Origin of the sequence: Myxococcus sp. AB056, from assembly GCF_006547365.1 — a bacterium.
GTDB lineage: Bacteria > Myxococcota > Myxococcia > Myxococcales > Myxococcaceae > Myxococcus > Myxococcus virescens.
On the sequence record NZ_VHLB01000007.1, the window covers coordinates 1 to 12,458 of the forward strand.

10 protein-coding genes and 3 tRNA genes are annotated in these 12,458 nt (G+C 68.4%); 8 read left to right on the forward strand and 5 right to left on the reverse strand.

What is annotated here, in order from left to right; all coding sequences use genetic code 11:
* A partial coding sequence (locus FMP39_RS04910) for a YraN family protein (protein WP_141588835.1) occupies positions 1–331 on the forward strand: 331 nt, incomplete at its 5' end.
* A gap of 12 nt (positions 332–343) precedes the next feature.
* Positions 344–1,174 carry a 16S rRNA (cytidine(1402)-2'-O)-methyltransferase gene (rsmI, locus tag FMP39_RS04915; protein WP_141588836.1) on the forward strand — a complete coding sequence of 277 codons (831 nt, stop codon included), beginning with the start codon at positions 344–346 and terminating at the stop codon, positions 1,172–1,174.
* Between the two features lie 41 nt (positions 1,175–1,215).
* On the opposite strand, the gene FMP39_RS04920 is transcribed toward rsmI, so the two are convergent.
* From FMP39_RS04920 to encB, 5 genes are all read right to left on the reverse strand, one after another.
* Positions 1,216–2,511 (reverse strand): hypothetical protein, encoded by a 1,296-nt coding sequence (locus FMP39_RS04920; protein WP_141588837.1) that lies wholly within the window; start codon positions 2,509–2,511, stop codon positions 1,216–1,218.
* Positions 2,512–2,607: 96 nt separating this feature from the next.
* Positions 2,608–3,774, reverse strand: a complete 1,167-nt coding sequence (locus tag FMP39_RS04925) for a peptidoglycan DD-metalloendopeptidase family protein (RefSeq protein WP_141588838.1) — start codon at positions 3,772–3,774, stop codon at positions 2,608–2,610.
* The gene (locus FMP39_RS04930; RefSeq protein ID WP_141588839.1) at positions 3,722–5,146 is read right to left on the reverse strand and encodes a sigma-54 dependent transcriptional regulator; all 1,425 of its coding nucleotides are present in this window, start codon (positions 5,144–5,146) and stop codon (positions 3,722–3,724) included. Before FMP39_RS04930 ends, FMP39_RS04925 begins: the two co-directional genes overlap by 53 nt.
* A gap of 30 nt (positions 5,147–5,176) precedes the next feature.
* Complete coding sequence (gene encA / locus FMP39_RS04935) at positions 5,177–6,040, reverse strand: encapsulin nanocompartment shell protein EncA (protein WP_140791576.1); 864 nt, start codon at positions 6,038–6,040, stop codon at positions 5,177–5,179.
* 46 nt (positions 6,041–6,086) lie between these two features.
* Positions 6,087–6,563, reverse strand: coding sequence for an encapsulin nanocompartment cargo protein EncB (gene encB, locus FMP39_RS04940; RefSeq protein ID WP_194858240.1), 477 nt, complete (start codon positions 6,561–6,563; stop codon positions 6,087–6,089).
* Positions 6,564–6,668: 105 nt separating this feature from the next.
* Between encB and murJ the strand changes: the two genes are divergently transcribed.
* The 6 genes from murJ (at position 6,669) to FMP39_RS04970 (ending at position 12,169) form a co-directional block, all read left to right on the forward strand.
* A complete protein-coding gene (murJ, locus tag FMP39_RS04945; protein ID WP_141588841.1) occupies positions 6,669–8,366 on the forward strand; it encodes a murein biosynthesis integral membrane protein MurJ in 1,698 nt (565 codons plus the stop codon).
* A 272-nt stretch (positions 8,367–8,638) separates the two neighbouring features.
* Complete coding sequence (locus tag FMP39_RS04950) at positions 8,639–10,579, forward strand: S1 RNA-binding domain-containing protein (RefSeq protein ID WP_141588883.1); 1,941 nt, start codon at positions 8,639–8,641, stop codon at positions 10,577–10,579.
* Positions 10,580–10,680: 101 nt separating this feature from the next.
* Positions 10,681–10,754, forward strand: a tRNA-Met gene (locus FMP39_RS04955).
* Positions 10,755–10,821: 67 nt separating this feature from the next.
* Positions 10,822–10,895: transfer RNA gene (locus FMP39_RS04960), tRNA-Met, on the forward strand.
* Between the two features lie 35 nt (positions 10,896–10,930).
* Positions 10,931–11,004, forward strand: a tRNA-Met gene (locus tag FMP39_RS04965).
* Positions 11,005–11,224: 220 nt separating this feature from the next.
* Entirely contained in the window at positions 11,225–12,169 is a 945-nt protein-coding gene (locus FMP39_RS04970; protein WP_141588842.1) for an aromatic alcohol reductase, read from the forward strand.
* Positions 12,170–12,458: the final 289 nt, after the last annotated feature.

A 12,458-nucleotide genomic window follows, 5' to 3' on the forward strand; every position in this document is an offset into this window, starting at 1 on the left:
GGAGGCGGCGGTGCGCTTCCTGGAGGCGCAGGGGTGGCGGGTGCGGGATCGCAACTGGACCTGTCGCTTCGGGGAGCTGGACGTGGTCGCCGAACGTGATGACCTGGTGTGCTTCGTGGAAGTGCGGATGCGCTCCACGGCCACCTGGGGTGACCCCTCCCACAGCGTGTCTTTCGCCAAGCAGCGCAGGGTGGTGAAGGCGGCGCTTCGGTACCTGTTCGCGCATGACTTGCGTGGACGGATGCTCCGTTTCGACGTGATTTCGGTGGTGGGGCGCGGGGATCGCGCCACCGTGGAGCACATCCCTGGCGCCTTCGACGCGGGGATGTGAGAGGACGACGCCATGGCTGGAACGCTCTATCTGGTGGCGACGCCCATCGGGAACCTGGGGGACATCACGTCGCGCGCGTTGGAGACCCTGCGCGCGGTGCGCTTCATCGCGTGTGAGGACACGCGGCACTCGCGGGTGCTGCTCGACCACTTTGGCATTGGCGGGAAGGACCTGGTGAGCCTGCCTGCCTTCGCGGAAGGGCAGCGAGCCGGACGCATCCTAGACCGGATTGGGGAAGGGGAGGACTGTGCGCTGGTGACTGACGCGGGCAGCCCCGCCATCAGTGACCCGGGCGAGAAGCTGGTGGCCGAGGCGCTGGAGCGCGGATTGACGGTGGTGCCGGTGCCAGGCCCCACGGCCCTGGTCGCCGCGCTGAGCGCCTCTGGATTGCCCACGGGGCGCTTCCACTTCCTGGGCTTCCTCCCGCGCAAGGGCGCCGAGCGCCGGGCGATGCTGGAGGAGGTGGCGCAGCTGTCCGCCACCCTGGTGCTCTATGAGTCCCCACGCCGCCTGTCGGAGACGTTGCCGGACCTGCTCGACGCCTGGGGCGACCGGCGCGCGTGCGTGGCGCGGGAGCTGACGAAGCTGCACGAGGAGTTCGCCCGGGGCACCTTGTCCGAACTGGCCGCGCGCTACGCGGCGGAGGAGCCTCGCGGCGAGGTGGTGGTGCTGGTGGAGGGCCGCACCGGCGAGACACGCTGGTCCGAGGAGGAATTGCGCCGGGCCCTGGAGGAGGGGCTGTCGCGCGGCGAGAAGCTCAAGGCGCTGAGCACCGAGCTGGCCCGCCGCGCGGGCTGGGCCGGTCAGGACGTCTATCGACTGGGGCTCTCGCTGAAGCGCTGAGTCCCCAGGTGGGCGCCGTCATCGGCGCCCACCGGGCCACGCTAGAAGCTGAACGTGGCGCTCAGGTCGAAGCGGAACGTGGTGCTCTCCACCGCGAGGAAGCGGCGAGACACCAGGTCGTAGCGCCAGTCGAAGTTGGGGTTGAGGTCGGGCGAGCCGGGCTGTGTGTCCACGCCGCCGTCGTTGTTCGCGTCACGCCCCGGATCCTCGGCGGTGAGGGCGTGGTTGGTGTTGTAGAGGAACATGCCGGACGCGCGAATCTGGAAGGCCTGCGACGCGTTCGCCGTGACGCCCAGCATGCCACCCACCTGGAAGTAGTCCTCGGAGGTGAGCAGCTTGCGCAGGGCGGCGCTCAGCTCGTTGTAGTAGCGGCCACTGCCCACGTAGTTGCCGATACCCCGGACGTCCAGGGCGAAGCGCTGCGACTTCGCCGGCCGGTTGAAGGGCACCAACTCCACGCCGAAGAGCATGCCCGCGGTGTGAGGGGCGTTGATGCCCGTCTCCTTGCGGTTCCACGGGCCCGTGAAGCAGTTGTCCGGGGCGCCCAGGTTCTCCGGGTTGGAGTCCTTCTGGACGCAATTGGAGTAGGCGCCCGGACCGCGCACGGGGATGGTGTAGTGCGCCTTGAAGTACGGCTCGGCCGCGCCGATGCGGCGCGAGAAGGCCGTGTAGAGCTGGTACTTGTGGATGCGGTCGCCAATGTTGCCGCGGCTGTCCGAGTTGGTGGTGTCCGCGGCCGCGTCACGCAGCTTCGCGGTGGGGGCCTCGTACTCCAGGCCGACAATCCAGGTGGGCTTCGTCTCGTCCTTCTCCTGGTTGAAGAAGGCGTAGGCCAGGCCGAAGCGCATGTTGCCCAGGCCGCCGCGGAAGCTCTCCTGCGGTACGTCGAACAGGGCGCTGCCCGGTGCCGAGCCATCCAGACAGCCCGGGATGACGGAGCCGTTGGCGTTCAGGCAGTTGTTGGTGATGGTGGACGTCTCGGGAGACGAGTTGGACGTGAAGTCCCAACGCTCGTTCTGCGAGAAGACGACGGGCAGGGCGAAGGAGAACTCCAGGTCCCTGTAGAGGCCGACGGACAGCTCCAGGTTGAGCCGGGCGTCCACGCCTTTGTACCAGAGCTCCGACGCATCCCGGCGGCCTGCCGGTTGCCCGGCGGGGGCCAACTGCTCGCGGATGATCTTCGCGCGGTTCTGTGTGCGCTCGAAGCCGACGTCGATGAAGAGGTCGAACGGGTCGTCCTCCTCGAGCGACGACGCAATCCGGGTGATGTCCGCCGCGGTGGCGGCGAACGGCGCGCCCAGCGTCAGCGCGGCAAGTACGACGCGAAGCCTGTGCATCCGACCTCCGACGGCAAATCTCCCTGGCCTACCGGCAAGCCCGGGGGGCTTCCAGCTAGCCGTGCCGTCGAAGGAGTGTCAAGAAACGGGTGGCTTTTACTTGCCGGCGACCACGGACGCGCTCAGCAACCCGTCCATCCGGCGCACCTCCGCCTCGAAACCCGACCGGTGCTGCGCGGCCAGTGAGCGGCGGTAGGTCTTGTGCTGGTCGTAGGGGTCCAGCACCCGGTCATCCTGCGTCATGAGCTGGTAGTGGAGGTGGGGGGCGAAGCTGCGGCCCGTGTTGCCGCTCTTGGCGATGACCTGCCCCACGGAGAACCGGGTGCCCGGCTTGACGCTCTTGTCCACCTCGTCCAGGTGGAGGAAGAGCGCCCGGCGCCCCTTGCCGCCCGACTCCACCAACTCGATGCAGTTGCCGTTGCTGCTGAAGTTCCAGTTCTTCCGCTTCACCACCCCGTTGAAGGGGGCCTTGATGGGCGTGCCGACCGGGGTGCGGAAGTCCACGCCCTTGTGCTTGCGGCCGTCGCGAAGCAGGGACGTCACCTGCTCGTAGTCGTCGATGGGGGAGCGCTCCAGCCTCAGCTCCAGCTCGTCGCCGCCGGGCAGGTAGTACCGGGCATTGGGCTCGCCGTTGGCCTGGTAGCGGTACGCGCTCAGCGTCTTGCCCAGCTTGGCGCTGGTGAAGCGCACCGCGTGCACCAGGGGCTCCTCGTTGGTGCGGCGCTGGTAGAGCACCTCCAGCGTGTCACCGCGGAGAATCTCCCCGGGCACGGAGACCCACCACACCAGGGTGCGCGTCACCACCTGCGCCAGCGCCGGACCCACGTCCGAGCCAGCGGCGTTGACGAGCGCGGTCTCCAGGGGGCCGCTGATGCTCACCGAGACGCGCTCCAGGCCCGCGGCCTTCACCGGGTCCGTGGCCACGGGCGCCGGCGTGGGCGCCGCGGCGACGGCGCCCGCGTCGGGGACTGCGTTGGGCATCTGAGCCGCGGCCTCTTCCGTCGCCTGAACCATCCGCTGCTTCCACCACCACACGCCGCCGGCGGCACCGCCGAGGATGAGTGACACGGCGACCACCGTGCCGAAGGGACTGCGCTTCGGAGGGGCACCGAGTGTGGGAAGGTTCGGCCGCATACAAGCTCCCTGAGTTGGAATGGGTGGGCGGGCCCGGAACCGACGCGCGCGAAGCGGAATTCCGCTTCCTCGCGGTCTATTCGTCCGGACCGTCTTCCTGCCCGTCTGGTGTGGTGTCGCGCAAGCCAAACTCCTTCATCTTCGTCTGGAGTGACTTGCGGCTGATTTGAAGCAACCGAGCGGCCCGGGTGACGTTGCCACCCGTCTCCTCGAGCTTCTTCACGATGAGGTCCCGCTCGAGCTCGGCGGCCTTCATCCGGACGATGTCCTTCAGGCCGACTTCCCCCGTGGGAACGTCGATGGAGGCCACCGCGCTGGCCAGGTTGGCGCTCGCATGGACGCTCGTTCCCTGGCGGACCGGCTCCGGCAGGTCGCGGGCGGTGATGAGAGGCCCGTCCGCGAACAGGAGCACGCGCTCGATGAGGTTCTCCAGTTCGCGGATGTTGCCCGGCCACGCGTAGCCCTGGAGCAGGGCCATGGCGTCGTCGGCGATGCCTTCAATCTTCTTGTTGAGGCGCCGGTTGTACTTCTCCACGAAGTGCCGGGCGAGCATGGGGATGTCGCTGCGGCGCTCGCGCAGGGCGGGCAGGGAGATGGGGACCACCGCCAGGCGGTAGTAGAGGTCCTTGCGGAAGCGGCCGGCTTCAATCTCCGCCTGGAGATCGCGGTTGGTGGCGGCCACGAGCCGCACGTCCACGCGCGTCGTCTTGATGCCGCCCACGCGTTCGAACTCGCCCTCTTGAATTGCGCGCAGCAGCTTCACCTGCATCTCCACCGGAATCTCGCCGATCTCGTCCAGGAAGAGGGTGCCCTCGTCGGCCAGCTCGAAGCGGCCGGGCTTGGACGTGACGGCGCCGGTGAAGGCCCCGCGCTCGTAGCCGAAGAGCTCGCTCTCCAGCAGCGTGTGGGGAATGGCGGCGCAGTTGATCTTGATGAACGGCTTGTCGCGGCGGCTGGAGGCGCCGTGCAGCGCGGTGGCGATGAGCTCCTTGCCGGTGCCGCTCTCCCCCGTGATGAGCACCGTGGACGGTGTGTCCGCCACCTTGTCGATGATCTTATAGACCTCTTGGATCGTCGACGAGTCGCCGATGATGGCCGCGCGCGCCTTCACGTCCGGGCGCACGGAGCGGCGGGCGCTCTCGTTCGTCTTCGCGGCCTTGGCGACGACGGAGGACAGCTCCGCCTGATCGAAGGGCTTGGTGATGTAGTCGAACGCGCCCGCCTTGATGGCGTCCACGGCGGAGTCCACCGTGCCATGCGCGGTGATGATGATGACGGGGACGTCCGGGTTGGCGGTGCGGATGGTGCCGAGCACCTCCATGCCGCCCACCTTGGGCATCACCAGGTCCGTTACCACGATGTCCGCGCCGTTTTTGTGGAACTCGGCGAGCCCTTGCTCGCCGTTCTCCGCCACGGTGACGTCAAAGCCGTCCCGGCGCAGCATCGCGGCGAGCACCTTGCGGAGGTTCGCCTCGTCGTCGATGACCAGGACCTTGGCCATGGTGGAAGTCGTGACCGCGGGCGACCGGAACTAGCGACGTTCCGTGGCGCCGGCGCCCTCCAGGGTGCAGATGGCGTCCGGGTGCTTGATGCGCAGCAGCAGCGCCTCCAGGACGCGGAACGGGTGGTTCATCCGCGACGCGCCCAGGTACGCCGCCACCATGTCCATGGACACCGCGAGGTCCATGTTCTCCCGGCCGGTGGACACCACCACGCCGGAGTCCCCGCGCAGGCGGTTGGACTGGTAGACGCCGTCCGACGCGAGTTGGCGGATGGTCTCAATCTCCAGTACGCCCGTCTTCTCGTAGATGCGGTGCAGCTGCGAGTACAGCCGCGGCGACAGGACGACGGCGTAGGGGCCGAAGTGGCCCTGCTCGTTGAGCTTGCGCGTGGCCTCGACGATGGCCTGGAAACCGCCACCCGGTGACGTCCAGTCACCCAGCGGCACCGTGAGCCGGCCGTTGGCCGTCATCAGGCCTTCGTAGCCCAGGCGCGCGTCACCGTAGAAGATGAGTTCGTCTTCCTGCTGCGCGCACAGCGCGGCGGCGCCAGCGGCGGCCGACACGTCCAGCGGCATGTTGTGCGTGCGCGCGGCCTCGATGTCGCGCCAGTGCAGCAAGAAGTCCTTGTAGATGATGGGGATGGTCTTGAACTTGCGAGCATCGGTGAAGACCATCGCGGTCTCCTGCTCACCGACGATGTCCACGGCGCCGGGGGAAACGCCCTGGAACTCGTCGTAGGGAACCGTCTGCACCCCGGCGCCCAGCGGCCCGTAGATGTCCAGGATGCGCCGACCCACCAGCGAACGCCGGGCGACCTGGATGACAGTCTCGTTCAGACGCGCCCACTCCTCTTCGCGGAGCGGGTTCTCGGCATGTCCAAGGAAGTCAGGCATGAAATGTGGCTCCAGAGGCATCGACTAGAGAAGGAAGAAGAAAGCTTCAGCGACCGCTGCCGGAACCACTGCCACCCCGGCGCAGTGAACCCACGGTGAGCGGGTGCGACTCCACGGCGGGCGGCGGCGCGGGCAGGCCGTACAGCAGCCGCTGGGGCGGCAGGGACGTTGGCGGCTCGGAGGGGAGCCGGCCGTTGCGGCCGTTGACGGAGAAAGCCGGGCCGTCCGGTGTGGGCACATGGACGGTGGCAGGGGCGGGGGCCTCGGCGGCCTGGAAATGACCGGGGACGAAGGGCTTGGCGAAGTGGTCGTTCTGACCACTGTCCAACATGCGAAGCATGTGGACGGCCTCGGAGACGTGCTCCTTCTCCTCGGCGGCCAGGTGCTGGAAGAACGCGCGGACCTCGGGGTTCGAGGAGGCACGGGCGTAGGCTTCGTACTCGTTGATCGTCTCCAGCTCACGTGCCAGCACGAGGCGGATGCGCGCCACGTCGTCCAAGTCACTGTCGGGAGGGCCGGCCATTGGAACGGACCCTTGCAATCCAGGGGGTTCGGCGTCAAGCGAAACAGGGGGACGGGGTTTCGGGCTTCATGACACCGAACGGCCCGCGTAGAGTCCGCCGCTCTCGTGACCACGTCCTCGCCCGAGTCTCCGCCCCCGCCGATTGCGCCGGTTGCGCCTCCTCGTCCCGAGCGTTCAGGAGGTGGTGCCGCGCTGGTGGCGGCCGGCGTCCTTGCTTCCCGGCTGATGGGCCTGGTGCGCGAGCGCGTCTTCGCCCACTACCTGGGTAACTCGGAGGTCGCGGCCGTCTTCAAGGCGGCGCTGCGCATTCCCAACTTCCTGCAGAACCTGTTCGGCGAGGGCGTCCTCTCCGGCTCGTTCATTCCCGTCTACGCGCAGCTCCTGGGTCGCAAGGACACGGAGACGGCGGACCGGGTCGCGGGCGCCGTCTTTGGCATCCTGTCCCTGGTTACGGCGGTGGTAGTGGCGCTGGGCATGGTGTTCACCCCGCTGCTGGTGGATGCCATCGCGCCCGGTTTCCAGGGACAGGAGCGGGAGCTGGCCGTCCACCTGGTGCGCATCCTCTTCCCTGGCACAGGCATGCTGGTGCTGAGCGCCTGGTGCCTGGGCATCCTCAACAGCCACCGGCGCTTCCTCCTTTCGTACCTGGCGCCCGTCGTCTGGAACCTGGTCATCATCGCCGCGTTGGTGGCCGCGGGAGGCCGCTACGAGGAAGAGGCGTTGGTGTCGGTGCTGGCCTACGCCGTGGTGCTGGGCAGCTTCCTGCAGTTCGCGGTGCAGGTGCCCTCCGTCCTCAAGTTGATGGGCCGCTTCCGCCCGACGCTGTCGCTGGCGGCTGAGCCTGTGCGGCAGGTGCTGAAGAACTTCGGGCCGGTCGTGTTGGGGCGCGGCGTGGTCCAGTTCAGCGCGTGGGTGGACACGGCCTTCGCGTCACTCATCTCCAATCGCGCGCTGTCCTCGCTGCTCTACGCGCAGACCATCTACCTCATCCCGGTGAGCCTCTTTGGGATGGCGGTGTCCGCGGCGGAGCTGCCGGAGATGTCGCGCGCCACGGGGGAGGGCGCGGACGTGGCCGCCAGGTTGCGCCAACGCATCGACGGTGGCGCACGTCGCATCTGCTTCTGGGTCGTCCCGTCGGCGGCCGCCTTTCTCTTCCTGGGGGACATGGTGGCGGCGGCGTTGCTGCAGACGGGGCGCTTCGATGCGGCGGACTCGCGCTACCTCTGGTACCTGCTCATGGGGGCTGCGCTGGGATTGGTGGCCTCCACGGTGGGGCGTCTCTATGCCTCCGCCTTCTATGCGCTGAAGGATCCGAAGACGCCGCTGCGCTTCGCGGTGGTGCGCGTGCTGGTGGGCACCCTGGGCGCATGGGTGCTGGGCCTGTGGCTGCCGGGATGGCTGGGTGTGCCGCAGCACCTGGGCGCGTTGGGCCTCACCCTGGCCAGCGGCCTGGTGGCCTGGCTGGAGGCGGGACTGCTGCGCCGCAAGCTGGTGAAGCAGCTCGGGCCGGTCGGCGTCCCGTCTGGACTGCTGCCTCGCTTGTGGGGCGCCGCGGCGGTGGCTGGATTAGTGGCGGTGGGCGTCAAGGTGGGCCTCACCTCGCTGCTCGGGCCGATGCCCGGCGTGACGGCGGAGTGGGGGGGGGGCTTCCTGATGCCGCCGCGCCTGCACCCCGTTCTGGGCTTCGCAGCGGTGGCGCTCCCGTTCGGTGCTGTTTATTTCGGGATGTCAGCGGCGCTGGGCATCCCGGAGGCGGGAACGGTGTTGCGCAAGGTGGGGCGGAAGCTTCGTCTGGTGCGCTAACCACCTGGGATTGCTTGGCTCCCTGCCTGGTAAGCGGCCGCTATTTGGCGTTGCAAGCATCGGGTCCGGGATGCTCTGACGGGGTGCCTCCGTTATGGTCGGAGCGTTGGCGTCAACAGCATGTGCGTCATCTGGCTTCCTCCGGACATGGCGCGCGTGTAGAGTGCGCCGCCTTTTTCACCGGGGCCCGGCTTCTCGGGAAGCCAGGGTCGAATTCGCTTCAGGAAGGTCTCGCAGTGAGCGACGAGAAGAACGGTTCCAATTCTGGCGGGATGGGTCCCAAGAAGCCGAAGGCCACCTTCGGTGACGTGATGCTCGGCATCCCTTCCGGGGGAGCTCGCAGCGAGGGCGGTCGGGGCGAACAGCGCGGCGGTGGCCGAGGCGGCGAGCGCAGCGGCGGTGGCCGTGGTGAGCGCGACGCCCAGCCGCGTCCGGCGGGTGGTGCGCCGCGCGACGAGCGGGGGCCCCGTGGCGGGAGCGAGCGCCGTGGCGGAGGCGACCGTCGTCCGTCGGGCCCCATGGTCGTCGTGAAGCGGGCGTCGGGTGCCATCGAGACGCGCGGCCCGGTGGGGGATGCTCCCGCCGAGGCGACCGCGACGGCCGAGGACACGACCGCCGCCGCCGAATCCTCCGCCGCGACGCCGGCCCCCACGCCGCGTCCGGTCACGCCGACGCCGGCGCCGACCAGCGCGCTGTATGAGGAAGTTCCCGAGGCCCAGTCCTTCGCCGAGATGTTCGAGGCGCAGGCCAAGGAGGGTGGAACGCCCAGCCGCAAGGGCCTGCGCGTGGGCGAGAAGGTCCGTGGCACCATCTTCCAGCTCGGCGCGGACACCGCGTTCGTGTCCGTGGAAGGCGCGGCCAAGAGCGAGGCGATGATCGAGCTTCGCGAGCTGAAGGACGACGAGGGCATCCTGCGCTTCGGCGTGGGTGACACCATCGACGCGCACGTGGTGGAGGTGGGGGCCAAGGGCATCCTGCTCAGCCGCGCGCTGGCCAAGGGCAGCGCGAACCTGGCCCTGCTGGCCGAGGCCCGCGCTTCCGGCATGCCCGTCGAGGGCCTGGTGCTGAGCGTGAACAAGGGCGGTGTGGAGGTCGCCATCGGTGACATCCGCGCGTTCTGCCCCATCAGCCAGCTGGACCTGCGCTACGTGGAGAAGCCGGACCAGTTCATTGGCGAGAAGCTCCAGTTCCGCGTGAGCGAGGTCCGCGAGCGCAACGTGGTGCTGTCGCGCCGCTCGCTGCTGGAGGACGAGCAGCGGCAGCTGGCCGCGGAGACGCGCAAGAACCTGGCCCAGGGCAAGATCGTCAAGGGCAAGGTCACCGGCGTGCGCGACTTCGGCGTGTTCGTGGACCTGGGCGGCGTGGAGGGCATGATTCCCGTCTCCGAGCTTTCGTACACCCGCGTCGGTCACCCGAGCGACGTGGTGAAGGTCGGCGATGACGTCGAGGTCGAGATCCTTCGCATGGAGGCCGGCCAGCCCAACTCGCCGGACAAGTCCAAGCAGAAGGAGCGCATCACGCTGTCCATGCGCTCGCGCCAGGAGGATCCGTTCCAGAAGGCGCTGTCCGAAATCAAGGAAGGCGACCGCCTCCAGGGCAAGGTCGTCCGCCTGCAGCAGTTCGGCGCCTTCGTGGAGCTGCGTCCGGGCGTGGACGGTCTGGTCCACATCTCCGCGCTCAGCGACCGCCGCATCGCGCACCCGCGCGACGTGGTGAAGGAAGGGGAGACCATCTGGGTGTCGGTGGAGAAGATCGACACGCAGGAGAAGCGCATCGGCCTGCGCCGCATCTCCGAGGAAGAGGCGCAGCGTCCTCCCGAGGAGCGCACGGCGCCCGCCGCGGAAGCCGCCGCTCCGGCGCAGCCCGCCGCGCCCCGTCCCAAGGTGGGCCAGGTCGTCGTGGGCAAGGTGGATCGCATCGAGCCGTACGGCGTGTTCCTCGCGTTCCCGGGCGGCAAGGGCTTGCTGCCCGCGAGCGAGACGGGCACCGAGCGTGGCACCGACCTGCGCAAGCACTACTCGCTGGGCCAGGAGGTGAAGGTGGCCATCCTGGACATCGACGCGTCCGGGAAGATCCGCCTGTCCGTCACCGCCGCCATCCGCGCGGAGGAGCGCGCCGAGGTGGAGGCCTGGCAGAAGACGCAGCAGCCGCAGGGCGCGGGCAAGAAGGGCTTCGGCACCTTCGCGGATCTGCTCAGCAAGGCGCGCAAGTAATTCCCTGTCTCCAGCGCTGATTTCGTTGATGTGGTCAGCGCTGGAGAAAGGTGTTGACGGTCCAGGCGAGGGACGGTACTTACCGCCTCGCCTCTCTCTACCGCGGGGTGGAGCAGCCTGGTAGCTCGTCGGGCTCATAACCCGAAGGTCGCAGGTTCAAATCCTGCCCCCGCAACTCGTTGTTCTTCGAAACTTGATTGGAATCGCAGTCAGGTTTCGAGTAGTTGAGTCTCAAGACATGTCGCGGGGTGGAGCAGCCTGGTAGCTCGTCGGGCTCATAACCCGAAGGTCGCAGGTTCAAATCCTGCCCCCGCAACTCGTTGCACTTCGAATCGCTGAACCCAAACATGACGCGGGGTGGAGCAGCCTGGTAGCTCGTCGGGCTCATAACCCGAAGGTCGCAGGTTCAAATCCTGCCCCCGCAACTCAAGTCGGCCCGGTCATTCTCATGGAATGGCCGGGCCGATTTCTTTTTGCGCGTCTCGAGACTGCGGGCGCCCTCCAGCACGGCTGCCCTGCGTCCCACCGAGCGCGTTGTGTTTGCTGGTGAAGGCGTACCCGGCACCACGGTCCATCTTCCTCGTAGGGGATTGCCCCCACCGGTGATGCGCGGCTAACGCCGCCGACAACGACGAGGAGGAGTCCATGGACGCCGACATCACGCATGTCCTGCTGGTCGGAGGTACGGGGCGTTTTGGCGGCAGGTTGGCGTCGGCGCTGCTGGCGCGTCCCGGCATCCACCTGCACGTGTTGGTACGTCCGGGCACGCGCAGCGACGCGCTGGTGAGCCTGGCGGAGCATGGGGTGACGTTGGTGAGCGGGACGCTGGATGACATGCGCTCGCTCGATTCGGCCTTGGAGGGCGTGGACGCGGTGGTCTCCGCCGTGAGCGGACCACCCGAGGTGCAAGTGGAAGGGCAGCTCCGGTTGCTGGACTCCGCGCGGCGGCATGGCGTCATCCGCTTCATCCCTTCGGACTACTCGCTGGACTACACCGACGCGGACGCGGGTGACGCCTTCATGGATGCGCACCGCCGTGTCGCGGACGCCGTGGTGAAGAGTGGCGTGCCGTACACCTTCGTCCTGTGCGGCGCATTCATGGAGACGGCGCTGTCGCCGCAGGCGCAGGTGTTCGACTTCGAGCGCGGCGTTGTCTCGTACTGGGGCACGGGAGATGAGCCCTTCGACGTCACCGCGATGACGGATGCGGCGCGATGGGTGGCGGAGGTGGTGGTGGCTCCTCACGCCGCGGGCCGACGGCTGGAGTTCGTGGGGGACGTGGCGACGGTGAATGGCGTGGCCGCCTTGTACGAAGCGCTGACCGGACAGCGCCTTCGCCGCCTGTGCAGGGGAAGTGTGGAGGACCTTCGCCGGCAGCTCGTGCGCGCGCGGCCCGAAGGCGTGTCCGTCCAGGTGTCTTCCGCGCAGCTGAGTCTGCTCTCGCAGCTTGCGGGGAAGGGGAGACTGCACGAGCCCGCCAATGCCGAGTACCCGCGGCTCCGGCCCATGACGCTGCGCGACTTCCTTGAAGCACGGTGGAGGGTGTCGGCATCCGCGCGGGCGACGTTGCCACTCGCTCCACCGCCGTAGCCCGCGAGCATCGCGGACACTCAGTGGAGTCAGCGCGTATCGGTGGCGGTGCGCTGCGGGCTCGGGTCGCACGCCAGCAGGGCGCACTGCGTCGCGGGCGCGCACTGATCATCACAGCAGCGCAGATGTCCCCAGGGGCAGCCACGGGATGTGGCCGTGCTGTTTTTCTCCTCGGAGGCGGATTGCGTCGCGCTTCCTGAGTCCTTTGTGCCTCTGTCGCCGCGCGACATGGACTCAGGTGTCGCGTTACCCGGGTCCATGGTGGCTTCGGCGCGCGGGAACGGGCGTT